This window comes from Paenibacillus sp. JT31N11 (genome assembly GCF_056269285.1).
Map to the genome: position 1 here is coordinate 545339 of NZ_JBWDNQ010000002.1, position 24738 is coordinate 570076.

At 48.8% G+C, this 24738-nt stretch carries 27 protein-coding genes and 4 tRNA genes; 5 read left to right on the forward strand and 26 right to left on the reverse strand.

What is annotated here, in order from left to right:
• Positions 1–50 precede the first annotated feature (50 nt).
• Both AC0YNV_RS10665 and AC0YNV_RS10670 read right to left on the reverse strand, forming a co-directional pair.
• The gene (locus tag AC0YNV_RS10665) at positions 51–623 is read right to left on the reverse strand and encodes a stalk domain-containing protein (RefSeq protein ID WP_210042090.1); all 573 of its coding nucleotides are present in this window, start codon (positions 621–623) and stop codon (positions 51–53) included.
• A 160-nt stretch (positions 624–783) separates the two neighbouring features.
• On the reverse strand, positions 784–984 hold the full coding sequence (locus AC0YNV_RS10670; RefSeq protein ID WP_210042092.1) for a hypothetical protein: 201 nt from the start codon (positions 982–984) through the stop codon (positions 784–786).
• A 176-nt stretch (positions 985–1160) separates the two neighbouring features.
• On the opposite strand from AC0YNV_RS10670, the gene AC0YNV_RS10675 reads away from it, so the two are divergent.
• Entirely contained in the window at positions 1161–1829 is a 669-nt protein-coding gene (locus tag AC0YNV_RS10675; RefSeq protein ID WP_475768096.1) for an MBL fold metallo-hydrolase, read from the forward strand.
• A 114-nt stretch (positions 1830–1943) separates the two neighbouring features.
• Here AC0YNV_RS10675 and AC0YNV_RS10680 read toward each other — a convergent pair whose 3' ends face one another.
• The 4 genes from AC0YNV_RS10680 to AC0YNV_RS10695 all read right to left on the reverse strand — a co-directional run bounded on the left by AC0YNV_RS10680 (position 1944) and on the right by AC0YNV_RS10695 (position 3523).
• Positions 1944–2201: a DUF3892 domain-containing protein gene (locus AC0YNV_RS10680; protein ID WP_475768097.1), complete on the reverse strand. Its 258-nt coding sequence runs from the start codon at positions 2199–2201 to the stop codon at positions 1944–1946.
• A 65-nt stretch (positions 2202–2266) separates the two neighbouring features.
• Positions 2267–2518 (reverse strand): hypothetical protein, encoded by a 252-nt coding sequence (locus AC0YNV_RS10685; RefSeq protein WP_475768098.1) that lies wholly within the window; start codon positions 2516–2518, stop codon positions 2267–2269.
• A gap of 96 nt (positions 2519–2614) precedes the next feature.
• Positions 2615–2782, reverse strand: a complete 168-nt coding sequence (locus AC0YNV_RS10690; RefSeq protein WP_210042106.1) for a hypothetical protein — start codon at positions 2780–2782, stop codon at positions 2615–2617.
• 105 nt (positions 2783–2887) lie between these two features.
• Positions 2888–3523, reverse strand: a complete 636-nt coding sequence (locus AC0YNV_RS10695) for an acyltransferase (protein WP_475768099.1) — start codon at positions 3521–3523, stop codon at positions 2888–2890.
• Positions 3524–3653: 130 nt separating this feature from the next.
• Here AC0YNV_RS10695 and AC0YNV_RS10700 point away from each other — a divergent pair, with 130 nt between their 5' ends.
• The 3 genes from AC0YNV_RS10700 (at position 3654) to AC0YNV_RS10710 (ending at position 6649) form a co-directional block, all read left to right on the forward strand.
• Entirely contained in the window at positions 3654–4826 is a 1173-nt protein-coding gene (locus AC0YNV_RS10700) for an alpha/beta hydrolase family protein (RefSeq protein ID WP_475768100.1), read from the forward strand.
• Positions 4827–5531: 705 nt separating this feature from the next.
• Positions 5532–5639 carry a YjcZ family sporulation protein gene (locus AC0YNV_RS10705; RefSeq protein WP_379114547.1) on the forward strand — a complete coding sequence of 36 codons (108 nt, stop codon included), beginning with the start codon at positions 5532–5534 and terminating at the stop codon, positions 5637–5639.
• Positions 5640–5851: 212 nt separating this feature from the next.
• Positions 5852–6649 carry a DUF2935 domain-containing protein gene (locus AC0YNV_RS10710; RefSeq protein ID WP_475768101.1) on the forward strand — a complete coding sequence of 266 codons (798 nt, stop codon included), beginning with the start codon at positions 5852–5854 and terminating at the stop codon, positions 6647–6649.
• 750 nt (positions 6650–7399) lie between these two features.
• Here AC0YNV_RS10710 and AC0YNV_RS10715 read toward each other — a convergent pair.
• From AC0YNV_RS10715 to AC0YNV_RS10725, 3 genes are all read right to left on the reverse strand, one after another.
• Positions 7400–7576: a hypothetical protein gene (locus AC0YNV_RS10715; protein ID WP_210042122.1), complete on the reverse strand. Its 177-nt coding sequence runs from the start codon at positions 7574–7576 to the stop codon at positions 7400–7402.
• A 370-nt stretch (positions 7577–7946) separates the two neighbouring features.
• Positions 7947–8022: transfer RNA gene (locus AC0YNV_RS10720), tRNA-Val, on the reverse strand.
• Between the two features lie 256 nt (positions 8023–8278).
• Positions 8279–8593 carry a hypothetical protein gene (locus AC0YNV_RS10725; RefSeq protein WP_210042303.1) on the reverse strand — a complete coding sequence of 105 codons (315 nt, stop codon included), beginning with the start codon at positions 8591–8593 and terminating at the stop codon, positions 8279–8281.
• Positions 8594–8841: 248 nt separating this feature from the next.
• On the opposite strand from AC0YNV_RS10725, the gene AC0YNV_RS10730 reads away from it, so the two are divergent.
• Positions 8842–9864: an S-layer homology domain-containing protein gene (locus AC0YNV_RS10730; protein WP_475768102.1), complete on the forward strand. Its 1023-nt coding sequence runs from the start codon at positions 8842–8844 to the stop codon at positions 9862–9864.
• A 96-nt stretch (positions 9865–9960) separates the two neighbouring features.
• Here AC0YNV_RS10730 and AC0YNV_RS10735 read toward each other — a convergent pair whose 3' ends face one another.
• The 17 genes from AC0YNV_RS10735 to pyrF all read right to left on the reverse strand — a co-directional run bounded on the left by AC0YNV_RS10735 (position 9961) and on the right by pyrF (position 24727).
• On the reverse strand, positions 9961–10779 hold the full coding sequence (locus AC0YNV_RS10735) for an SPL family radical SAM protein (RefSeq protein ID WP_475768103.1): 819 nt from the start codon (positions 10777–10779) through the stop codon (positions 9961–9963).
• Between the two features lie 3 nt (positions 10780–10782).
• Positions 10783–11490, reverse strand: a complete 708-nt coding sequence (locus tag AC0YNV_RS10740) for a uracil-DNA glycosylase (protein WP_475768104.1) — start codon at positions 11488–11490, stop codon at positions 10783–10785.
• 151 nt (positions 11491–11641) lie between these two features.
• Positions 11642–11730 (reverse strand) — tRNA-Leu (locus tag AC0YNV_RS10745).
• A gap of 19 nt (positions 11731–11749) precedes the next feature.
• Positions 11750–11826: transfer RNA gene (locus AC0YNV_RS10750), tRNA-Ile, on the reverse strand.
• Positions 11827–11847: 21 nt separating this feature from the next.
• Positions 11848–11924, reverse strand: a tRNA-Met gene (locus AC0YNV_RS10755).
• 86 nt (positions 11925–12010) lie between these two features.
• Positions 12011–12175, reverse strand: a complete 165-nt coding sequence (locus AC0YNV_RS10760; protein WP_210046537.1) for a hypothetical protein — start codon at positions 12173–12175, stop codon at positions 12011–12013.
• A gap of 193 nt (positions 12176–12368) precedes the next feature.
• The gene (locus AC0YNV_RS10765) at positions 12369–13907 is read right to left on the reverse strand and encodes an ABC transporter substrate-binding protein (protein ID WP_475768105.1); all 1539 of its coding nucleotides are present in this window, start codon (positions 13905–13907) and stop codon (positions 12369–12371) included.
• A gap of 5 nt (positions 13908–13912) precedes the next feature.
• A complete protein-coding gene (locus AC0YNV_RS10770; protein ID WP_210046539.1) occupies positions 13913–14794 on the reverse strand; it encodes an ABC transporter ATP-binding protein in 882 nt (293 codons plus the stop codon).
• Between the two features lie 7 nt (positions 14795–14801).
• The gene (locus tag AC0YNV_RS10775) at positions 14802–17720 is read right to left on the reverse strand and encodes an ABC transporter permease (RefSeq protein ID WP_475768106.1); all 2919 of its coding nucleotides are present in this window, start codon (positions 17718–17720) and stop codon (positions 14802–14804) included.
• A 3-nt stretch (positions 17721–17723) separates the two neighbouring features.
• Entirely contained in the window at positions 17724–18806 is a 1083-nt protein-coding gene (locus AC0YNV_RS10780) for an efflux RND transporter periplasmic adaptor subunit (RefSeq protein WP_475768107.1), read from the reverse strand.
• Positions 18772–19491 (reverse strand): ABC transporter ATP-binding protein, encoded by a 720-nt coding sequence (locus tag AC0YNV_RS10785; protein WP_475768415.1) that lies wholly within the window; start codon positions 19489–19491, stop codon positions 18772–18774. The genes AC0YNV_RS10780 and AC0YNV_RS10785 overlap by 35 nt, the downstream gene beginning before the upstream one ends.
• A gap of 458 nt (positions 19492–19949) precedes the next feature.
• Complete coding sequence (locus AC0YNV_RS10790) at positions 19950–20780, reverse strand: ABC transporter permease (RefSeq protein ID WP_475768108.1); 831 nt, start codon at positions 20778–20780, stop codon at positions 19950–19952.
• Entirely contained in the window at positions 20764–21582 is an 819-nt protein-coding gene (locus AC0YNV_RS10795) for an ABC transporter permease (RefSeq protein ID WP_475768109.1), read from the reverse strand. The genes AC0YNV_RS10790 and AC0YNV_RS10795 overlap by 17 nt, the downstream gene beginning before the upstream one ends.
• The gene (locus tag AC0YNV_RS10800) at positions 21582–22595 is read right to left on the reverse strand and encodes an ABC transporter ATP-binding protein (RefSeq protein ID WP_475768110.1); all 1014 of its coding nucleotides are present in this window, start codon (positions 22593–22595) and stop codon (positions 21582–21584) included. The genes AC0YNV_RS10795 and AC0YNV_RS10800 overlap by 1 nt, the downstream gene beginning before the upstream one ends.
• Positions 22596–22833: 238 nt before the next feature.
• Positions 22834–23079: a hypothetical protein gene (locus tag AC0YNV_RS10805; protein WP_475768111.1), complete on the reverse strand. Its 246-nt coding sequence runs from the start codon at positions 23077–23079 to the stop codon at positions 22834–22836.
• A 264-nt stretch (positions 23080–23343) separates the two neighbouring features.
• Entirely contained in the window at positions 23344–23985 is a 642-nt protein-coding gene (gene pyrE, locus AC0YNV_RS10810; protein WP_475768416.1) for an orotate phosphoribosyltransferase, read from the reverse strand.
• Positions 23986–23992: 7 nt separating this feature from the next.
• Entirely contained in the window at positions 23993–24727 is a 735-nt protein-coding gene (gene pyrF / locus AC0YNV_RS10815) for an orotidine-5'-phosphate decarboxylase (RefSeq protein ID WP_210046546.1), read from the reverse strand.
• Positions 24728–24738: the final 11 nt, after the last annotated feature.

Consider the following 24738-nt stretch of genomic DNA (forward strand, 5'->3'; position numbering starts at 1 on the left):
ATGGTCAAACAAAAACGCCCTTGCTCAAGAGAAGCAAAGGCGCTGTTCCATTATGGGTTTTTGGCAGTAATTGTCTTTTCTGACAGGAGATTCCATTCGTCATTACCGTCGGTTTTCATGAAAAATCTGATCGTATATTTGCCTGCTGTATCGAAGGAATAATTAACATCCTCTGTCCGATACCAGAAATTATCTTTGTCGATAGATTTGTTCTCCGATTGAATGATTTTCTCGGTTCCGCCTGGATCAAATATCGATACCTTCACAGCGGTTCCCGTGGTGAGCAAATTATCGATCTGTGCAAATACCTTGAAAGTAATTCGATTGCCCTTTACCACATTGCCGAAAATGGTGTTATCCTGCTGAAATAGAAACATGTGGACGTTAGGCTTGTACACGGTAACCTTCTTCGCTCCTTCGTCCCAAATAACGAGAGCTTGAAGCGTGTTGGCTATCTGGCGAACGGATATGAATGATTTGCCATCCATAAACATTCCAGCGTCATCCAACTCAGAACCGTTCACGATTACCCGTACCTTCTGTGCTGCCGAATCGGCAAACAGCATGGTACCGCCCCACAATGACATCACCAGCAGCAAGATGAGAAGCTTTCTAAACTTCATGACATAAACCTCCATCACTTTGTCTGGATGTATGGTTATACTCACCAATTCGTCCAAAGTTGCGCCAATTCCAAAAATTTTTCAGGTAAGATTTCGGTAAGATTATAGTTATACACTAATGAAAGATTCCCCGGGAAATAAAACCCAGGGAAATCATTCCTTAAACATATGCTCTGGTTAAAATGCAGGGTACGCCTTTACCGACCGCACCAGGGGTTTTCATGGCCGCCCAATAGCGCAAACCGCGTGCACATGGTGTTTTGCATACTGCGCATGTATCAGAAAGAACAAGCTTCATTGCAGTTTGTTTTTTGTCAGAAGCCGATGGTGTTTTCTTTTTGGCAACTTTGCTTTTTGACATGACTGCTGCACCTGCCTTCACAGTAGCGATTCCTTCATCGTTATCATATGAAGATCGAGACAGGCGCGTATCGGCTCTTATCCCTGTTTGGCGGAAATATTAAACAATGGCACTCTTTCCATTTACAATCAGAGATGATAAATTTGTAAGTATTGAATGGTAGGGGGAAGCGGCGGTTGAATGTACAAATGCTTGGAACGGGCAGCGCATTTGCCAAAAAATATTACAACACAAATGCGCTGATTTACTGTGAAGACCGCACCGTCATGCTGGACTGCGGAATTACAGCCCCGCTCTCCTTACATCAGCTGGGCAAAACCTTTAATGATATCGATGCTCTGATGATCAGCCATATTCATGCGGATCATATCAGAGGGATGGAAGAGTTTGCGTTGCAAATGAAATATATTTTCAAGCGCAAGCCTGCTTTGTTTATTATGGAGACGCTTATAGACACACTTTGGGAAACCTCTCTTCAGGGCAGATTGAAACAGGATGAGTTCAAGTCACTGGACGATTACTTTGAGGTGCATCTTCTAAAAGAAAATAGAAGTATCCAGCTTCTCCCCGGCTTTAACGTGAAGGAGATCCGTACCAGCCATATTCCAGGCAAGCTCAGCTATTCCTTTCTTATTAATGAGACATTTTTTTATTCGGCGGATATGAGGTTTGATGCGGAGCTGCTTGATACCCTTGTCCAGCAAGGCTGCACGACCATTTTTCATGACTGCCAGTTCACCTCTCCGGGTGCGGTCCATCCAACGCTCGACGAGCTCAAGTCGCTGCCCGAATACATTCAAAAGAGCGTCATGCTGATGCATTACGACGAAAAGGGTCAACTATGAAGGTCAGACCGGCACAATGACCTTTGTGGAGCAGCATCACCTTTATTCCTTCTAAACGCAGCAAAAAAAAGCCCGCCAATAGCGGGCTTTTTCGTTTATTTATAGTGGCTTTGTTTAGAACGTTGGCAGATTATCGAGATTATTGGTCGGATCGCCATCGGCATCTCCACGAATATACAGACCGCCATCTCTTCCTTTAAAGACATTGACGCCTGCAAGCTGCCCTGTTTGCGCTTCTTGCAAGGCTTGTGCGTAATCGAGTACACGACCTGAGGAAGTCTTGAATGCCTGAAGATCTCCATCACCGTTCTTTTGTACCGCTACCAGTGACTCCCGGCCTGATTGGCCGAATCCTTGTTCATTCTCATTCATCGTTTTGCCTCCTTATGCATGCATGTCATTGTCTGCAAGTCTAGCTTGTCCGTCTTAAGAGCATATTATTCATCTCTTAAGCGACCGCCGCCTTTGCCCACATGCTTCTCCTCCGTCAAGCCTGGCTTCTTGTTCTCAGGATCACGTTTCAAGCCGTAAACATCTCCGAATATAGAGCGGCTTAGAGGGTATACATCAGTGGATATGCTTTGGAGATGCCCGTCCCCGTAGGTCATGGCCGGCTCTACATTGCTTTTCACACAGCCTGTGCACAGACATAAGCATGCTGCAGCAGCTGCGCAGATTAATTTTTTCAAACCAAAACCAGCCCCTTGGCATCTGTTGTTTTCTATGGGACTAGTATGTCCAATAGCCAAAAAAACAAACAACAGACCGCTTAGCGGCAGTATTATCTATCGTTTAGGCCGTGCGTCCTTGGGTAGCTTCCTCCTCCACACAAAAGGCTCGTCATAGTCGAAAGTATCATGAATCACCATTTTTGCCGTGAGCACGATTACAATACCGCATATCCCAAATAAACCGATCAGCCAGACAACCAGTTCGGCAGCTTCCTTGATCATATAACCCGCCCCTTTCTCCAAGCCAAACGCCTATGAAGTAACGATATGCGCTCATCGGGTTGAATAGTCGTGCGGGAGACGGTAGCAGCGATAATTTTTCAGAAATTAGTCAACAAATCCTGTCATATTAATCAGTTCATGATACATCTTGTCCTTCTTGTCTTCCGTTATATGTCCTCTTAGCGTAAAGTCTTCCTCATAGACCCGGGCCTGCTTATGCAGCTGCCGCATCTTTTCTTCAAATTCTGCTACAGTCAAAATGACCTTGGCCGGGTTGCCCGCCGCCACGCTTCTCTCGGGAATTGATTTCGTCACAACGCTGCCTGCCGCTATAATAGAACCCCGACCGACTGTGATCCCTGGCATGATGACCGCTCGCGCGCCGATAAACACATCGTCTTCAATTCTGACACTGCCGACTTTTGTATAACCAATCAGCGGCTTTGTACTTGCATCATGTGCTAATATGTATGCTTGGGGAGCAATTGTAACATTATTGCCAATACGGATCAGCCAACAATGCGAATAGTCAAAGGTAACCCCAGGTTGTATGCTGCAGTTCTTTCCAATTCTCATGCCTAATTTGATGTAGTCCTCCAGCCAAACTTCCTCCAAAAAGTACTTTCGGGTTCTTACTTTCATGAAGGTAATCATTTTCTTTACCAATGAGATTTCACCTCTTCCAAGAGGAATGGGTTCTTCATAATGAATGTTTTGTTCTTTAATACGAACATTATACAATGATCTGTCATTATCCACAATATGGAAATCAGTGGCATTTTTAATTCGCAGAGCGTATGGTAACATAATAAGAGGAAACATGAGAATAGTACTTGATTGAGAACGATACATAGTGGAGGATGACTTATAAATGCAAGCTAATAAACTAAAAATAATTATTCTGTTGTTGGCGTCCCTGACCATTTGCTTTGCCTCGCTGCCTGGTAGTTGGGGAACCCAAAGCGTGCAGGCTGAAAACAAAATAATGGAGTTCAAAGCTGCTTCAGACCAAATAGTACTTCATTCATTCCGTTACCCTAGCACAATTGATAAAATCGACAATCTCTATGCTCATTACGCTTATGATGCTTCGAAGAAAAATCTCCCCATCGTCGTCCTCATGCATGGCTACACACAAGATTCAACTTCCATGACAGACTGGATTATGAAGGACATGGCAAACTACGGATTCTTTGCCGTTGCCGTAGGGATGCGTGGTCGGGATCAGGCGGAAGGAACTATGGATGTGAATGGACGAGAGCTGTACGACATTATAGATGCTGTAGAATATGTTAAGAAAAACTTCTCCTCTTATGTGGATCCTGCCAATATCAATATGTCCGGCTACTCAGGCGGGGGCGGCAATGCTTTTGGCCTTGCTGCCAAATTTCCCGATACCTTTAATGTGCTGGTATCTCATTTTGGCTTGGCTGATTACGGATATGACAAGAATAACAGCTGGTGGGCAACCTCGAAAACGCGGCAAGCGAGTATAAAGCAGTATTTAGGCGATACGCCTCAGAGCAACAAGGCCAAATACTATTCACGCGCGCATCAATACGGCGTTGGGCAAAATCTGCAAGGCGGATTCTTATATATGTTCCACGATGCAGAAGACAATAATGTTCAGCCGGTTCAATCCAAAATGGTCAAGGAACAGATGGATCTCCATAAACACAGCAATTACTCGTTCAACCTGAGCAAAAAAGGCGATGCCATCCGTTGGCTGCATGCCAGTCCTGACCAGGATCAGCAGGTAAGATTATCGCGGGATATATGGGGGCAGGCCATTCTAACCAAAAAGTACCCGCAGTGGACGATTGCCGAGAAAGGGAAGGTTCTGGTGCAGGGTTATATTAAAACCAAACGGTTTTCAATCTGGTTAGACGACGGTACTGAAGAAGTGGCTGATATCACATACGACGCGTCCAGTGGCACTTATAATGTAAAACCACTGACTGGCTTGATGAAGGTAAGCATTACCCAGGGGACGAAAACAATATCTAAAACCATTTATAAGATGACGACATTGGTTGTGAAGTGATAGGATCCTGCACTAAATCCTCCCTGGCGGGAGGATTTTTTACCGCCTTGCCTTTTTTCTCCGGGCAGCAAAAGCTTTGTAGTTGTTTTAAATTGTAAGTCCACCACTATACTGCACTTGCACCAGTCCTCTCGTTCGTCAACGCCATTCATTTGCCTCCTCTTGTATTTAAGCTCATGACTCTCCGGCCCTCTTGTTGCAGCAGCCAGGCTGTGAGTTGGTCTTCGTAAATATGCCAGTTTGTCCAAGCAATGATTCTTATTTCACATATAATGGATTATCTCTTCTGAAGAGGAGGTGTAGCCCATGTGTAAAAAGACCTGGCACCCTAAAGTAATTAAAGTTGTGCTCAAGCCCGGACAAAAAGCCATTATTATTTGCAAGAAACACAAAAAACACAAGAAACATTATTGCTAATGCTTCACCCATTCAGGAGCATCTTGCTTTGCGAGATGCTCCGCTTTTTCTTGTTCTTACGGGTAGATTTACTTGTTATGCTTGGACGTTCATACGAAGAATTCTCCTATTGGTTCGCATGATGTTCCAGGCACGTATGTTCAGTATGAAGGCTGTGCTGCCAGATCGGCGAAGAATATCCGAACTCATGGGCTATTCAAATTGATTAAATTGCTCGGTTACATATACCCAATCACACTATAATTGGCTTGCATAATTTACAGTACCCTACAAAAGGAGGTGCTTTGAATGTCAGGTCTTGTTGGTGGTGCTTTCACAAACACTGGAGTGATCCTAGTACTTTTCATTTTATTGGTGATCATCGCTTGTAGCTGTGGAGGCTTCGGAAGATACTAAACGAATATGACCACTGTAGCCGATAGGCTATTCCGGAATGCATAAAACCTCCCTGCTCAACCCTAAAGGCGCCGCCAGCCTTTAGGGTATTTCCTGTTCAATCGAACCGAATATCATAGTCGTCAGCTTGGATTTGAACATTTCTATCCATTGACATAAAGATTCCGCCTCCTCTCATACAGTAAAGATAAAACTTCAGAGGAGGTATTACTTTGTCAGATCAGTTTGTAGCACGTTCATTAGATGAAGTACGCTTTTGGTCACGTATAATGAAAGAGCACTCCTTATTTTTGAGATTGGGATTCCGATGTGAAGATACTCAGTTAATTAATGAAGCCAATCATTTCTATACCGTGTTTGAAGCGATCGAGAATAGATCCAATGCATTTACAGCGGGAACAGATCCCAGTGTGATAAAAAGATTTAATGAAGAAGTCCATGCAGCAGTAACCTATATATGGGCCTTCAAGAGAAAGGTGCTGGGTTTAATACTGACTTGCCAGCTTCCCGGTGCAAACAATTTCCCCTTGTTGGTTGATCATGTAAGCAGGGAAGCAAATTATTTTAGAAATCGCTTAGCGGAATTAAATTTAGGAAGATTAGAACCACTGCCTGACGCCATAATTGACGAGAATGTATTCTTTCTAAGAATAATGGCTGAACATGCCAAATTCATCAGTCATCTGCTTGATCCTTCTGAACGGAAGCTAGTTGAACAGGCGAATAACTTCAGTCAAGAATTCGATGAATTGCTTTTTCAAGCAAAGAATTTGGAATATATGCGTCCCCAATCACAAACAGTTCCGCTCCTTGACCAATTTCTTGATCAGAATAAGGTGTCCGTTAAAGCACTTCGTGACTTTAAGAAAACGGCTCGAGATTTAATCGAAGCCTGTCGAATTAAGAGCATTATTCATCCACTTTTAGCCGATCATGTTTTCCGTGAAGCAGAACACTTCCTGGTCATAATTGATATGTTTGAAAGCAGCCTGAAGAGCAAACATGCTTAGCGTCACAATTTTACAATAATCCTTGGAATGCAACATTATTTAGCAAGCTGCTCCGCCTCCCGTGTCACTGCTCATGTTCGTCAATATTCAAGCAATATTCACTCCACCTATTTAAAGGACAGACATATTCGGCCAATTCTGTGTTATCAAATAAATTACTAGTCCTTTCAAGCTTATCCCTCCATGTGGTTTATCTCCCTCGGACAGTCCTTGGGTCAATGCCATTCCGTAACAATAATCCAAGCATGCCGAGTCAAGCATGCATAACTTACAGAGTACTCCAAACGTAAGGGAGGTGCTCTTGAATGGGTTGTGAAGGCGAAGTTGGCGGTGTCGGCACTGGTAGAGGAATCGGATTTATCCTCGTACTCTTTATCTTGCTGGTCATTATCGCTTGCGGTTGTGGCAGATTGTAATTGTGGTAGATTCGGTTATTAATTATTAAGCTTCAGAGTGCATCCCAACAACTACATTACAAAGCACCCTGATTGACCCGCTCTGCGGGTCTTTTTCTATTTCTCTTAAAAATGTATCTGCTGGGAGGCCTCCGTTCGGCGCTCGGCGATTTCCACAACACCACAGATCATGATATAAGTTCGTATGCTCTTAATACACACGAGAGTAGCGTTACGTGCGTGGTTATCCGATTCTCTATAAATGGGTAATGTTCCTAATATTACTTTTAGAAGTAAACAGCAAATAGAGCAGGTAAGGAGCGATCCCCTCCTGCTCTATTTTCATTTCCGATTCTTAGGCGGACCAAATTTTTTCGATTGACGATAGTGTATCTGCAAGATACTTCTCGTATAGTTTCATCCCCAGGTCATCGCCAGTTTTTTCATAATGTTCTATCCATTTGAGCAAATCATTCGCGCGGCCCTCCAAGGCTACTTTAACTTGTAGCTTTTCAGTTGATGTAAATCCCATCGTTAATCATCATCTCCCATATGTTTCGCCTGTCTAGGCTGGTTTTAAATTTTGTATGGCATAGTATATGCAAAAACGCACTACCTAGTTATTAATTCCAAATAACCCCGAAGAACATCTTCAGGCAGATTAATCATGATACACGATATCCTTTCGCATAATACAGACGATCCGGCATTTACCTGCTTCGCTGGGGATTGCGTCAAGAATGGGATGGTCCAGTGTTAAAAATGCTTGATCGCTACTCACATATCACAGGACATATGCAACAAGCAGCCGCGGACGCTTTCGGGAAAATGGTTTATTCGTAGGCAGAAAACCGATAAATTAAAAAAACCCTTGATTACCAAGGGTTTCAGCGTTTAAGTTATGGTGATCTGAACAGGGTTCGAACCTGTGACCCCCACCCTGTCAAGATGGTGCTCTCCCAGCTGAGCTATCAGATCATAAGATAATGTCGTTCAGTGACAAATATTAATATATCAAAATCGAAAAACGAAGTCAACATTTAATTTCAACATTTTCCTGCACTAGCAAGTTCCGGAGCTTTGATTTGAATACCCTTCCCGATACAAAAGGGCCACCCGGGATTCGAGTGGTCTTATTTACATAGAAAATGAACCCTTCACCGCGTTACCCCTCCGGAATAAAGGGTAAGGCAATAGAAGGATGCGCAAACTATAAACTATCCGGATTGCCGATTTAATCAATTTTTACCGTTTTAAATACATTATCAAGCTTCTCATTCAGCTTCAGGCGTTTTTTCAGAGGAATTTTGATATCTCTGCCCAGCTCCTTGAAGAAGGTCTCCACATCACAATTCACATTGCTCAGCAGCACAATCAACGAACCGCTTGCGGCAATATTATTATTATCTTCAGCAGGGACCGCAACATCAACCGTATACTTCTTGGTTAATGTATTGCTGTAGCGGGCAAATATCTCAATCAGTTCCTCGTTATCGAAATTTTCAATTGCGGCCTGACCTTTTGCAGTGAAATTTAAATTTACTCTCACGTTCACTTTACCCCTTTTCTTTGAACCATTATTTATCGTCGCTGGCCATCCTGGTTGATCATATGGGTTCCTGAAGAGAAAAGCTCTTATACTCAACTCTCTAATCATAGCACAAAACAGTCCGGTTCATCGATAAATATATGAATAAAACAACTGGTGAATATTTCAGGCGCAACATTCGGCCGTTTCAGTCCGTCTATTGGGATACAGACAAGATAAATACCAAATAAACCCTGAGGTGATAAACCATGAAAAGAAGTCTGGTTATGCTGTCCGTTGTCGTCCTGCTGCTGTTTGCCGCAACTCAATCCGTATGGGCATTCTCCGACACGAAAAATGATCCGAATGAGTCCAAGATTGCCGATTTGCAAAGCAAAGGCATTCTCTCCGGAGGTAAAGACGGTTTATTCAAACCGGGAAATAATTTGACCTATGCGGAAGGCGTTTCGCTTATTGTCAAAGGCCTGGATCTGAACATCGACACGATCCGCTTCGTCAAAGCACCTAAAGCCAGTGATTATTATTCCAAAGCAAAAGACGGCTCATGGTATGAAGATGCATTCATCATTGCACAATTTAACGGCATTAATCTTCCTAAGGATGTCGATCCCAATGCTGTCATGACACGCGAACAGTTCGCTTACCATTTGTTCCAGGGAATTATGAAAACAGGCGATTATGCGTTTATTGATATTTACGCGATGATTAATGACGAGGCGGATATCAATAAAGACTATATGAGCAATATTCAAAGACTGCTGATCGCCAAAATTGTCCAGCTCGACAGCAAACAAAATTTCTATCCGCAAAAAGCGATTACCCGCGGCGAAGCTGCCGGCTGGCTGTATAACTCCATCCAATTCGTAGAAGAACAGGCAAACAACACGGTACCGCCCGTTGAGGAGCCCACACCTTCACCGCTTAGCGATGTGATAATCAGCACGGTCGCCGTGAATGACAAAGTGAATGAAGTCACGGTCTCTGCCATGGCTCCAAACCCCGGCTACGGACTCAAAATCAGCTCCATCTCCTTTGACGGCGACAAGGCTGTCGTTCAAGTCGAGGCAACCTATCCAGAAGGCGATCAGGTCTATCCTCAGGTAATCACAGAAGTAAAATCGGTGACCTATGTCTCGTCAGCCTACACTCCCACGCTTGCTGACTCACCAGGTTCCGCAGGAGGATCAGACGGCAGTGTTGGTTCCTCGACCGGTATCATGCACGGTGACTCGTCACAATTGGACCCAGGCGATAGTGTCAGCCCGCAGTAATCGTCCGGCAGAGAAAAAGAAGCTTCCCAAGACTTTTCGTAAAGTCATCGGGGAGCTTCTTTTTTTATTGGTCTTTCGCAAGCTACTCACGCCTCACTATGGCTTAAATCCTTCATAGCCAAAATAAACCGCCCCCGGCTTCATCAGTTTGCCCAGCTCTCCAACAAAACGGTCCGCTGTTTCCTCCTCATAGAGGTGTTCCAGTCCAAGCAGGCGATAATGCTCCCGCATCCCAAGCTGTGCGGACCGTTTGCCCTTGCTGCCGTCGCCGCGGAAGAAATCATCGACGACAACTCGTTCCACGGCTTCAGAGAGCTTTGCGGCAAAATGCTCTGAGCACGGCAGAAGCGGTGACACGGCGGCTTGAACCGGTATGCCATTATTCCTCAATTCGCGGATTGCGCTCCATCTGGCGGCGAGTGGAGGCGCTTTGGGAGTCAGCTGCTTGCGGATATCCTCCCGGTCCGTCTCAACCGTCATACTGACGCGGACATGACTGCCCAGACGCTTGAGCAAGTCCATATCCCGCACTACAAGCGGACTCCTGGTCTGCACAAGTACAAATTCAGGCGGCTTCTCCGCCATAACCTCCAGCACGAGCCTCGTCCGCATTGATGTATATTCTGCCGGTTGATAAGGGTCCGTTGCCGAGGACATGAAGACCGTTACTGGCCCTTTCTTCAAGGATCTGCTCCATTCCTTGCGGAAATCCTCGTCTTCAAATGGCTTGGGATCCACCCACTCGCCCCATGGCTCATCGCGAAACATGGCAACCGGCATACGCCTGACATAACAATAGGAACAGCCGAAGGAGCAGCCAACATACGGGTTCAGTGTATACGAATAACCCGTCAGATAGCCTGATGCGGGATTAAGCAGCTTCGACACCCGTTTCTTCGATTCTGCAAACGCCATATTTTACTCCTCATCCGCGGCGGATTCCAGCTTGGCGAGCGACGGCACGCACCAATCGATCTCCGAACGGCCAATGCTGCGAAGGAAATGGTTCGTGCGCGAGAAGGGCCGGCTGCCAAAAAAGCCCCGGTGCGCGGCAAACGGACTGGGGTGTGCCGATGAAATCATGCAGTGCGTGTCCGAATCAATCGCCGAGGCCTTCTCCTGGGCATGCTTGCCCCATAAAATAAACACCACAGGCGTCTCCCGCTTGTTCAAGGCCTGGACAATGGCATCGGTAAACCGTTCCCAGCCCAGGCCCTGATGCGATGCGGCAGCACCCGCCTGCACGGTCAGCACATTATTAAGCAGCAGCACGCCTTGTTTGGCCCATGAAACGAGATGCCCATGGTCAGGAATGGGACAGCCCAAATCATCCTTCAGCTCTTTGAAAATATTTTGCAAGGAAGGCGGGGTCTTGACGCCCGGCTGTACGGAAAAGCTCAGACCGTGTGCCTGGTTTGGACCATGGTAGGGGTCCTGTCCCAGAATGACCACACTTGTCTTCTCGTACGCTGTGTAATGCAGCGCATTAAAAATATCATGCATGCCCGGATAGATGGTTTGTCTTCGATATTGTTCCGCAAGATGAGAGCGGAGTTCCTTGTAGTAGGGCTGCTCCAGCTCCTGATCCAGAATCGAAGCCCAATCATTTTTGAATATGACAGCCAACTTCATTTCCTCCTCAATGAAATTAAAAAAAGCACCCCTCCGCTATACTCATCTGCTGACGAGGATATTACGGCTATGAGATGCTGATTTCTTTTCCGACTGCTCGTCCTTCGAACGTTATCGGTATGTATGGATCCTATAAGTACAAAGCTGGTGCCGAGGACGGGAATCGAACCCGTACGGTGGTCACCCACCGCAGGATTTTAAGTCCTGTGCGTCTGCCAGTTCCGCCACCCCGGCATGAGTGACGTGTATGAGATGGTGGGCCCTGAGGGACTCGAACCCCCGACCAATCGGTTATGAGCCGACCGCTCTAACCAACTGAGCTAAGGGCCCTTAAGATAATAATCGAAAGGTTGGTTGCGGGGGCAGGATTTGAACCTGCGGCCTTCGGGTTATGAGCCCGACGAGCTACCGGGCTGCTCCACCCCGCGAAAGTACCATTTTCACAACAACGTCATTTGAATGGCGACAAGATATAATATACAACACATTCCAATATTAAGTCAAGATTTTTTTCTCAGGGGACATACCGGACTCCGAAACGCCCTTTCCGCGACTGGAATACCTCGATTTCCCGGGGACTTTCATAGCCATAAACCCACCAGTCACTCTCCATTCGGCTTACCAGACATCCTGCCTGAAACTTCGTTTCATACAAACGGATCCAATACACCCATCGCATGAAGACAACCTCCATTACCATTTTTCCAATAGGTTGTCCATTTAAGGAAAAAATAAGTCTTCCTCAGCAGACAAAAAGAAACGGCAGTCGCCGTCCGGTTGAGGCTAAGCTAAGTTTCCTCCCTTAGAAAAAAATAACCGTTCTTACACTTCAAAAAAATACTGCCGCACGATTGTGCGGCAGTGACGGGATGTTAGCCTCCGGAGTTATATATGACTTTTCCGCCGCCCCCGCCGCCAGCAGCAGGGTCAAGCATGGCATTTGGATCTGTTTTAAGCTTTTGCAGAAATGAATCGCCTTTAGTCTGCCATTCCTTGAGCGCGGCATCCACCGACTTCTTGCCGTCGACAACCTCCTGGAAGAGAGGCTGGCCCAATTGGTTCACTTGATAAAGGCCCTGTTTATCCCGGTATAATTTATCCAGCTCAATGTCCTGCGGCGGTACTGGCTTGAGCGCGTAGAAAGCGCCGATATTATAGCTCATGCCATCCTTGGGCTTGAGGAACGATTTGCGGGCCACCATCTCATACGTGCTGCGGGATTTCAGCTTTGCCCATTCCTTGCTGTTATTGAATTGAATGAATTCCCAGGCATCCTCGCTGTTTTGCGCTTTCGCATTGATGGCCATCAGATTGCTCAGATAAATACTTCCACCAACGCCTGGCGCTTCGGCAAAGGTAGGAACGGTTACGACATCCCAATCGATCGCTTTGATATCTTTGTTTGTAGCCGAGTAGTCTTTGGCTTTTGCAAGTTCATTCACATAATCATAGCCGCCGATTGTCATCGCTACGCGTCCACTCAGGAACAAATCGCCCTGGAACGGGTTAAAGACTGGTTTGGAACTGCTGGTCGCCATCCCATTATCAAAATTCATATCCGACTGGGAAGGGACAATTTTCTTCTTATACAAATTGACGACGTCGGTCCACACTTTATTCCACTGCGGCGTATCAACGGTCATCTTCTCGCCTTTTTTGTCAAACATCATGAGCTGCAGCGGTGCCGCATAGTTCTGCGCATCAGAGAAGCCATCGCCGCTCCAACGGTTGAATGAGAAGCCGAAGGTGCGTGTCTTGCCTTCTCCTTTGGCAACTCTCTCCGCCAGTGCCATTATATCCGGCCACTGCATATTGTCAGTAGGCGGTGTAACGCCGGCATCGGTAAATATTTTCTTGTTGAAGTAAAGAGCAGACGCGCTGAATGTCGGCGTCAAGGCGTAGATGTTGTTATCGCCAGCATCTTTGATTCCATTGATGACAGCAGGCACGAAATCCTCGATATCGAACTTGCTTTCCTGAATAAGCGGGTCCAGCTGTTTCAGCATATTATCCTGTACCAGACGCTTCAGATAAGCGGATTCCAGAACGACAACATCGACCGGATTGCTGCCAACGAGCATTTCCTTCAGCTTCTCGTACGGATCTGGTTGTTTGTTGTTCGCATCCGGCTGCTGAAAGCGCTGATCATCATAATTGATTGCCGCCGCGATTTCGATATCCACATTGGGATGTGTCAGCTCATATGAGTCCGTAAATTGCTGGCGCAGATAAGGCTCATTATCCGAATTGGAGTACATGAAACCAATTCGCAGAACATGCCGCTCGGCATCGCTGCCGCTGTCTCCCTTCGAGCAGGCAGCAAGCACGGTCGATACAAGAGCGAGCGACAATACAAGTGCAGAGGCTCTGCGGATGACTGATTTTCCTTTAGGTTTGACCTTGAGTTCCATTACGGTTATCCCTCCAATGATTTTGGCGGCGAAATAATAATGCGCTCGCCATCGAATTCCATCGACGCTTTATCGGTAATCTTTAAAGCCGTTAAATAATTTTTGGGTATTTGGAGCCGGCCAACCCGGTCGACCACCACATACTCCTCATGAACCTCGCCTATGCCCTGCTGCGACAGGCTGATATTGCCATCTGCATCTATGTTGGGATTGCGTTTAATAAATTCCGTACTGGTCAGCCCGTCGCGAATCGCCACGACACGGTCCACCTTGCCTGCCAGCGACAGATCATGGGTTACAATCACGATCGTAATCCCGATTTCACGATTTAATTTTCGAAAGATATCCATAATCATGTCCGAGGTCCGTGAATCGACCGAGCCGGTCGGCTCATCGGCCAGCAGCATCTTCGGATGATTGGACAATGAGATCGCTATGGCTACGCGCTGCTGCTCCCCGCCTGAAAGCTGATGGAGCTTATTGTGCATCCGCTCCTTCAGACCCACCCATTCCAGCAGCTGCTTGGCATAAGGACGGTCCAGCTTGGATGACAGCATCATCGGCATCTCCACATTCTCCAGGGCCGTTAAATAAGGCAGCAGATTGCGCGCGTTGTTCTGCCAGATAAAGCCCACGGTATCCCTTTTGTAAGAAACGAGCTGCTCATCGGTTATCTTGAGCAAATCCCAGGGACCGACTGTGACGGAACCGGCAGAGGGCCGGTCAAGCCCTCCCAGAATGTTAAGCAGGGTGGATTTCCCGCTGCCGCTGTTGCCGATGATCGCCATCATCTCGCCCTCGCGGACGTTCAGATTCAGTCCTTGAAGAGCAACAACTTCGAGATCTTCGGTTTTATAAATTTTGACAAGGCCTTCGCATGTAATCATGTTGGTATTAACGCTCCTCTCCCATCTTCACCGCCTGATGCACACGCAATCTGCGGATATGCACCAGCAGCAGCGCCGCTCCCAGAAGCATCATGGCACCTACGACAATATATAATTGCGTCGTATCCTTCGAATCGAAAACCACCCGGAACGGCGGAACCGAATTCGTGACATTTTCCGATGTCTGCAGAAAGGGCAGGAAGAGCAAACTCGCAATCTTTCCAATCAGTATGCCGAGGCCGATCGACAAGCCGGCTGTAAAAATCTGCTCCAGCAGGAGCATGCCTGTCAACTGCCTGCGCGACAAGCCCATAGCTCGAAGAACGCCAAACTGTACGATTCTGCCTGATAGATTAAAGAACCAATAGAGTACATAACCGGTAAGCGAAACGATGATCGAGACCAGAAAACCCAGACTCAGAATACCGAAGACGCCGCCCCTGGTCGGATGCTTGGCTTGAGCCGCCAGCTCGATGCGGACATCCTGAACGCCCGCGAGTTCAATCCCCTGACTCTCCAGCTTCTTCATAATCGGCCCCGTAAGCGCTCCAGGCTTCATCTTCAGCCATACATCATAAGGAATAATCGGAACCTGATCATAGATATAATCCAGATTGGCAATGACAAAAGGCGATTGATCCGGGTATTGTGCAGGCCAGTAAGGCACAATGCCGACAACGACAAAATCGATCATCCCTTCCTGCAAGCCGACCGAAACGACATCCCCAAGCTTCAGCTGATATTTCTCCGCAACACCGGAGGGAATAATTGCTGCCTGCTCATACATGCCCAGATAGTTCAAATAATTGAAAGGATGCGTCTGGAACAAATCATCCCGGAACCAGGCAACCTTGGAGAAATCGACATTATCGATTCCCATCAATGTCCCTTGGCCGATGGAGCGTCCGGAGATGACTACATTACCTTTGGTCTGCAGCACGCGGGCCGCTGCTTCCACACCGTCAAGCTTGCGGAAAATTTCGAAAGGCGGCTCCGAATAATTGATTCGCGTCGGAACCGTGGAACCACCGCCCTGGCCGCCGCCTCCTCCAGCTCCTCCACCGCCTCCTGCTCCACCGCTGCCCTGGCCGCCGCCTTGACCGCTGCCGCCGTTTTGGCCGCCGCCGCCGCCATTTTGGCCTCCGGTATCGATCACTTCGGCCTTTCCTTCCCAGACTGTCTGCATAATGACGTCTGTTCCAAACTTGTAGAGCGTTCGCTCCGTAGAGTTCAGGTCAATTGTCCGGGCTGCCGAGGCATTGTATACGCCCAGGCCAAGCGTCAATATAAGCAGAATCATAAGCGGATAATAACCTTTCGACGAACGAGAGAGCTGAGTAAGTGTCAAATAAAGCGGCACCGGCAGCAGCTTCCGGCCAAGCCAATTAAAGAGCTTCAGCAGCCACGGGAACACGCGCAGGAAGAAAAGCCCCATCGCGAAGATCGCCAGCGCCGGAACAAAGAACAGGAACGGCTGGACATTCAATTGATCCGTAGTCATCCCGCTTTGGAAGGTAATCATCTGCCGTTCATTGAACAAATACCAGCCGTATCCGGCCGCTCCCAGCAGAAGCACATCCAGGTACCAGCGCTGCCATACCGGCCTTCGATCCGATCGGGCAAGCTGCTGCTTGTAATTGACGATCGAAGATCTGGCATAGATTACAGCGGGAATAACCGTTGCCAGCATCGCAAGGACGACAGCCGCAAGCCCGGCGATGATCGCTTCCGTAGAGAAGCCGACCGGAATCGATTGGCGGTTGACAAACTCCAGGAATCCATTGGCTGAACCGATGCTCTTGGCCATAAACCATCCGATGGAAGGACCGATGATCAGAGCAATAATGCCCAGCACAATGCTCTCGAGCAGATAAATCCAGATAATCTGCCTTGTGCCCGCTCCCCGGCTGCGAAGCACCGCGATGTCGCTTCGCTGCTTGTCGAGCGATTGCCTTGCATTCATCGCGATAAAGTAGAATACCATCGCCAGCATTGGCGCCGCCAATGTAAAGAGCAGCAGCTGCAGCTGGAGACTTTGTGTCCGGAATTCACTCAGCAGACTGGCGAAGGAAATTTCAACCTTCGTATCCTTAAGACGCTGGTACAATTCAATATTGAGGCGATCCAGCGTTTTCTCCAGAGGAGACAATTGACTCGTCTGGATTTCTCCCAAATCAAAGGCATAATACCAATTCGCCGTATGAAGAGGGATTTTACGGTCCTGGAGGAGACCCTTCTCGAAGGCGGTCCCGCCAATTTGCAGCGTGCTCATCATGCCTTCAAGCCCCTGATACCAATAGGGGTCCGTCTCGCTCAGCGGTTTATAGGCGCCGACGATCTTTACCCGCAGCGTCAAATTCAATCCGCTGTATATCGGATACTCGAACACATCACCGATATGTATATCACTTCTGTACATGGCTTCTTCCATGATCACCGCTTCAACCACGTCGTCGTCACCTACAGCATCGGCGAACCAGCGCCCTTGGGTCAGCTCGCTTTTGTCCTCAAGTCCCGACATGGAGGTTAAAGACATTTGCCTGGAACGGCTGGCATCCACCTTGGTAGGATCTTCAGGCGTGATGTCCGCGCTGCGGATTGCCAAATTCTGAACATAAGTATTGTAAGGAAATCCGATATCGGGAGGAACATCTTCTTTGACATAACGCGATACTTCCGTCAGTGCATTCACATCCGTGCTGCCGCCGCCTGTCGCCTGATAGCGCATAAGCAGCGATCCCGCGGGCAATCCGCTGCTTTCTTCCTTCAGCGATTGCGCGACAACCCGTTTAAGGGCGCCGTCCGCATACATCGGAATGCTAGTCGCGAATGCTACGGCAATAATCAGACCGGCAAGCGAGCTTAGCGTCATCCATCGCGTGTTCCACATTTTGCGGAACAAAAAGCGAAATAACGGCATCCCCATCGTCTATCGACCTACGACTTTCTGTCCAGGCGTTAAACCTTTTATAATTTCAATTTCTGTGGCTGTCTGCTCGCCAACCTCGACATCCACCTCGCGTTTGCCCTGATCATCAACAACCTGGACATACGTGCGCGAACCGATGGTGCGAAGAGCCGAAGGAGGAATAACAATGACATTTTCCTTGCGCGATGTGGTGATGCTGATGGACAGAAGCGTTCCACGCACGGCCTTCGCCGGCATTTTCTCGAGCTCTACAATAAGAAAATCCTCAGGACGCTCAGGCTTTTCCGGGGCATTGCCATTACCGCCGCCGCCACCGTTGCCTCCATTCTCATCCTCTTGTTCAACAACAGGCAGCTGCTTCACCGTGCCCTTGACCTCGCCGGCTCCGTTAATGTCTACAGTTACCGGCATGCCGACGCTGATTCCCGTCAGTTCTTCCGGGGTCATCTTGGCTCCTGCCGTTAATTGAGCTGTGTCGGCAATCACGCAGACCGGATCATAGGCCGTAATGGAATCGCCTTTCATCACCGACAAAGATACCACGGTCCCGGTAAAAGGTGCCTTGATCGTCGCCTTATCGATCTCAGCCTGGGCTTCCACCAGCTGCTGGCGCTTGGCCTCAAAATCGACGACAGCCATTTCAAAATCGACAGGATCCATTTCATCCTTCTTGCGCAGCGTATCTTTCATTTGCACTTCGTCTTTCTTAAACTGCAGTTTGTCGGACCGCAAAGTCTTCACCAAATCATCGACGTCCAAGGAGGCGATAACCTGACCGGCTGTTACCTTTTGCCCTGCTTTTACGTTCAAATCCTTAAGGCGCTTGCCTTCAAGCGTAAAATACATCGTCTCTTCCCGCAGCGAGATAATCTTGCCGGTTCCCGTTGTTTTCGATTCAAGCGTCGTCGTCGTCACCTCATATTCCGGCTTCTTCGAAATTTGCGGCGGCGTGATCTCAGGCAGCACTTCCTCCGGGTCCTCATTGGGGAGCAGCGAGCAGCCGCTTGTGAACACGAGTACAGCCCCCAGAATAACTGCGGCTGTCCGCTTAAATGAACCTTCCGTCAACCATTTCGTAAACATGATCGGCAACCTCCAAAATCGTAGGATCGTGCGTTGTCATACAAATTGTAACTTGCTCCGTGCGGATAATCGTTTGAAAAACCGACATGATTTGGGCTGACATCTGCGAATCCAGATCCGCCGTCGGCTCATCCGCCAGCAGCAGCAGCGGGCGGTGCGCGATCGCCTTGGCAATGGCCACACGCTGCTGCTCGCCTCCCGAGAGCTCAAAGGGACGGTGATTCATCCGCTTGGTTAGGCCCACCAGCTCCAGACAATGATGCACCCGCGATTTCCATTCGCCCTTGGGCGTCCCGGCCATCCGCAGCGACAGCTCCACATTCTCATAGGCCGATAACAGGGGCATAAGCGCGAAAGCCTGAAAAATAAACCCCATCTGCTTGCGCCTTGTAGACGTCCTTTGATCATCATTCATCTTGTGAAAAGGCAGCTCATGAAAAAAAATCTGTCCCTTCGTCGGTTGGTCAAGTCCCCCGATCATGTTAAGCAGTGTCGTCTTGCCGGATCCGGATCGCCCGCGAAGCATGACGAGCTGCCCGGGCTTTAGCTCCATGTTAATGCCCTTAAGAACATGAAGCGGCTGTCCGCCGACCTGGAACGTCCGCTCCACTGATTCGACAGACAAGAGCGGCTTGCCGCTCTCTGCCAATTGCTTCAGTTCAGCCCTGACCTCTTGTTTAACCATCCCTGTTGGTTCAAGTGCCGGCTCTGCCGAAGGCTCGATAACGGCAACTGATTCGGTTTGTTTGCGTCTCCACAATGCCATGCTGGTATCCGTGACCCCCTTTCCCATTAGAATTCTTTAATCCCAATATACCGTATAGACGGAGCTCAAGGACAAAAAGTTACGAATAAAGTGGCACGATTAGATAAATTTTTAATAAAGTGGGAGTATTACCACATAAATTTCTTGAATTATGGATTTATCGCTTAAATACGCGGATATTTGAACATAGCAGACATCAAGAATAAACGGCTGTGCATTCCTTTTGGAAGCACAGTTAGTTTCTTCCATTAGAAATCTAAGCAAATCATGGGAACGTTTTATACGTTGCTTAGATTTGAACAAAGGCCGCCGTCATGTTGACGGCGGCCCGAACGCTGTTCGATCCGGATGAAGGAAATGGCATTCCCGTTGAAGGATCAGCCCCGCATGGCGATGGCATTGCCTGATGTATAACGGCGCAGACCGATTTGAAAAAACACAACCGCTGCAGCAAACAGCAGAACAGTAATAGCTATGGCGCTGAATGCAAACAAAGGGTCGAAATGCTTCAGCATGCCTATGGGCAAATAGCTGATGAAACCGGCAGGAACCAGCGAGAACAACAGCATTTTGGCCAATCCCCGAAAAATATCCGAAGGATAGGTGGTGAGCGCAAGAAACCCGTTGAATACCTGCTGCGAAATCCCCTCGGAATTTCCCATGAAGAACGAGCAGCAGCCGGCAATAATCATGACCGCCATGAATAAAACACCGCTGATAAGCATAGCGACTGTAAACAGCAGCGCCCCGATAATTGTATGGTCGCCCACCAGCAGATACACCACGATGCCAAAAGCAAAATCGCCTATCGCAGTAAGCGACATCCGGCTTGCAATGACATGGAGAAGCACGGGCTTCGGTTGCGACAGGTAGACATCCAGTTGACCTGCGGCGACAATTGACGCAATCCGGTGAAAGTTGCCGAACAGCATGCTGGCCCATCCAAAGCCGCCTGCACCGACAGCCCACAGCATCATCACATCATTAAGATCCCAGCCATTGACAGCCGGAAACCGGTTAAAGAACAGGCTCCAAAAAAACAGCCACATAAAGTTATTCACAAACATCATCCCGGCCATGAGGAAAAAGCTGATCCGGTATTCCATCGCCGATGCAAAATTCACTTTCCAGCAGGTCAGCAGAAAACGTATGTTTGACAGAATTGAACCGCCTGCTCTTCGGTTATCTGCCCTATCCCCCATTGACATGAAGCTTCGCCACCCCTCTCCGATAGATGAAGATCACAACAGCCGCCAAGATGGATATCCAGGCTGCTTGTATGGCAAACTGCTGCAGTATGGGCGCGTGCTCGTAATTGACGGCCGTCCGGGCGGGAAAATACAAGACTGCCTGGAAGGGCAGCCATGCACAAACCCGCTGCAGCCACTCCGGCATCAAATCGATGGGCAGCAGCATGCCGCCTACCGTAAACTGCAGCTTTTGCAGGACAAACTCCATTCCCCGGGTTTCCTCCACCCAGAAAGCCGTTAAAGCTACCGCAGCATTAAGCAGGAAGGCAAGGCTAAGCGAACCTAAGCTAAGAGACAGAAAACCGAGCCATCCAAGACCGAATGACGGCACGCCGACGAATGTCCAGGCAATCATGCTGCCTACCACCAGATGAACAGCAAAGCGAAAGACGGATTCCGCTATATAGGAGATATAATGATAGCCCACATAAGACAGCGGCCGAATAAGCCGGATCGCAATATCGCCGTTCTTCACCTCTTCCTCGATGCGCAGGCAAAGGGAAGGAACCGCCATGGTCAACGCCTCGGTGAACACCAGATACCAGACGATCTGTTTGAGTGTAAAGCCGGAGATAACCCGCTCGCTATCCCCTTCGTAAGCTGCCGACCACAGCTGGGTAAAAACATAGAGAATGATCAGCAGAAAAATGGCGCGCATCGCAAAATCAGACTTGTACGCCAGCTGCTGGCGCACGGTTATCCGGGAAACCGCTCCCGCCTTCAAGCTTTTGGCCTGCCACTTCAGCAATCGTCCGCTCATTAGCCCTCTTCCCCTCCCGTCCCAGCCGCACTCATCCCGTAAATATGCTTAATAATCTCTTCCATCGGCGGATCTTCTATCGTCACATCTTCAAGCCTGACCTGCGTAAGCAGAGCGCCAAGCACGGTTTCAATATCGGTTTTCCGCAGATCCACAGCCAGCTTCATCCGTCTTCCTTCAGCATAGACCAGGCTTGCTCCTGCTACCGCCGGCTGAATAGATCCCGTATGGGATGCGGCCAATGTTAATACGATCGTCTTGCTGTTCATGACGTCGCGCTTCAATTTCTCCACAGGCGCGTCCAGCAGAATGCCGCCATGATGGATGACTACCGCCCGGGCGCAAAGCTCCTCAACGTCGCCCGCATCATGGGAGGTCAAGAACACCGTCGTGCCTTCCTCGCGGTTGCACTGCCTGATCAGCTCGCGAATGCGCTGCTTAACCACAACATCCAGCCCAATGGTCGGCTCATCCAGAAACAGCAGCTCCGGTCGGTGAAGGAAGGTGACCGCGATTTCGCAGCGCATTCGCTCGCCAAGCGACAGCTTGCGGACCGGCGTATACAGATACGGCCCCAGTTCAAAGCGTTCAATCAAATCTGCGCGTCTTGCGAGGTAGTCGCTTCTGTTCAACTCATAAACCCGGCTGATCAGATCAAACGTATCAATCGGCGGCAGATGGTACCACAGCTGCGATTTCTGGCCGAAAACAGCGCCGATCCGGTACGAAAGCCGGGAGCGGTCGCGCCACGGCGTGAAGCCGAGCACTTCCGCGCTTCCCGAGGTGGGATGAAGGATGCCAGTCAGCATTTTGATGGTTGTCGATTTGCCTGCCCCGTTAGGGCCGAGAAAAGCGACCGTTTCCCCGGCATGAACGATGAGGTCGATGCCGCCCACTGCCTGCTTTTCCTCCCACTCCGGTCTGAATAAGGATCGGATACTTCCGCTCAGACCAGCCGATTTCCGTTTCACCCGGAACGTCTTGCATAATCCATTGGTTCGCAAAGCGATCATATTGTCCGTCCGCCCCCTTTTTATAAAATAGCAAAAAAGACCTTCCGCAAACGCCGCCCACGATAAGTGAGGCGGAACTTGCCGAAGGTCTTTTATCCCTACGGTGTAGCATGACTATCGTCCTTTGCCTGGTTTCGCTCGGTTCGCCCGGTGGCGGAGCCCTAGAAACCCTTCCGTTTAATGTAACATATTACTATCCCATAAACGGTTTGGCAAGCATTTTATTACGATCCATAAATTAGGCGGTAAATAATAAATCCTCCATCATCGTAACCAGCCTGTACTTCATTTGCTGGAGCTTATGGGCAGCCCGTTCCTTCCAGGCGTCATTGTCCATTTTTTTCAGCTTTCTCTCGATCATGCTGTAGGTTTCATCCATTTCGATGATTTCGTCAACCTTCGTTAGCTCCCGGTCGTAGATGCGTACACGGTAAAGCAAGTCGCCTGTAGTTTCAAATAAATGTTCAAAATAGGTGTTGTTCATATCGTTTTTCCCTCTCATTATCAGTTTCTATTGGGTGGATAAGCTATTGTATGCAGAAGCGTTTTTACTTATTACACAGGTTTATAGGATTTGAACCAATTGAATGAAGAAGAAACTAACGTTGCCGTCTTTTTGGCGGCAACGTTAGTTTCTTTCTCAAACATATAATAAGCAAAGTAAAGGTCAAATTTTATACTTTCTTATAATTCAAAAAAAAAGAGAACATGGATGATTCCCATGTTCTCTGCTATGTTTAAGCGTCATTTATTGCCCGAAGGCTTGCGGATTCTCCCGCCATTCGAGCAGCAGCTCCACTTCGCTCTGCTGCACCGCGCCGCTCTGCACGGCCACTTCGATCAATGCCGTATAGTTGGATAACGTATCCAGCGTAATATGTTGAGAGGCAAAAGCATCAATTGCCAGCTGGAACTGATAGGTGAAGATGGCGATAACCCCCTGTACCTCGCAGCCCGCAGCCCGCACCGCTACAGCCGCTTTGAGAGAACTGCCGCCTGTGGAGATCAGATCCTCGATCAGGACCACCTTTTGGCCTGGCGTGAAATGGCCTTCAATCTGGTTCGTCTTGCCGTGTCCCTTGGCTTTGTCCCGCACATACAGCATCGGGAGGTTCAGCTTCTGAGCCACCCAGGCGGCATGCGGAATTCCGCCTGTCGCGATCCCGGCAACAGCCTCGCAGTCCGGGTAGCGCTCCCGTATAACGGCTGCGAACCCTTCCGCAATCCTGTCACGGATTTCCGGATAGGACATCGTCAAGCGGTTATCGCAGTAGATCGGCGATTTCAATCCCGACGTCCAGGTGAAGGGATCTGCGGGGCGCAGCATCACCGCGTTAATTTCCAGCAAAGCTTTGGCAATTTCAACAGGCAGCTTTTCCAATAAAGGTATCGTCATCTTATAGCATCTCCCTCAGAATGGATTCAAGCGCTTCCCGCGGATCGGGAGCAGCCGTAATGGGACGGCCAATTACCATATAATCAGTTCCTGCTTCGAGCGCTTCGCGCGGCGTCATAATCCGTGATTGATCATTGACGTCCGCGCCTGCCGGACGGATGCCCGGTGTGATCGTTTGAAAAGCCGCGCCGCAAGCGGCTTTGATGGACTGTACTTCCTGCGGCGACGCAACTACGCCGTCGAGTCCCGCCTGTTTGGCGATCCGGGCATAACGCAGAACGGCATCCTCGACACTTCCTCCAATGCCGATTTCCTCATTGAGCGTAAGCCGGCTTGTACTGGTCAGCTGAGTGACCGCAATAACCGCAGGACGCTTCTGGCTGCCGGCGCTGTCAAATGCCGCATCCACCCCTTCAAGGGCAGCTTCCATCATCCGGACGCCCCCGGCTGCATGTACATTGAAAATATCAACCCCAAGCTTCGTGATGCTGCCCGCCCCGCCTTTGACGGTATTGGGGATATCATGCATTTTCAAATCCAGGAAAATCCGGTAGCCCCGCTCCTTCAGTCCCGCTACAAAGTCCGGGCCGGCGGCGTAAAAGAGCTGCATGCCCACTTTCATGTAGCAGGGAATACCCTCCAGACTGCGAAGCAGCCCTTCGGCTGCGGCGGCATCGGGATAATCAAGGGCTACCATAATGCGCCCTGCCGCTTCCTCACGAGACAGCTTAATCATGAACCCACCTC